Consider the following 350-nt stretch of genomic DNA (forward strand, 5'->3'; position numbering starts at 1 on the left):
GGCTGTGCGCGAGAGCCGTCGCATCCAGCGTCCCCGTCAGGCGCACCGCCAGCGGGATCGCATACAGGGCGCTGTCCGGAATGAGCCGATCAATGAACCAGAGCCGCTCCTGGGCGAAGGAGAGGGGAAGAGGGCCATCGGGACGAGGCTTGAAGGAAGGCTGAAGCGACTGCGCTTCGGGCGCGTGGGCCTGAAGATGCCGTGCGAGCCCCGAGATGCTCGGTGCCTGGAAGAAGGCCTGCAGCGGCACGGAGATGGCGAACCGGTCACGCAGCCGGGAGACCACCTGGGTGGCCAGCAGCGAGTTGCCGCCGAGGTCGAAGAAGTTGTCGTGGACGCCGACCTTGTCG

General features: G+C 67.4%; 1 protein-coding gene. It reads right to left on the bottom strand.

Features of this window, described 5'->3' with window-relative positions; translation table 11 throughout:
* On the bottom strand, positions 1-350 hold a 350-nt coding region (locus ACLEQD_RS45305; RefSeq protein WP_410392058.1), incomplete at both ends, for a phosphopantetheine-binding protein.

Origin of the sequence: Corallococcus sp. 4LFB, from assembly GCF_046520365.1 — a bacterium.
GTDB lineage: Bacteria > Myxococcota > Myxococcia > Myxococcales > Myxococcaceae > Corallococcus > Corallococcus caeni.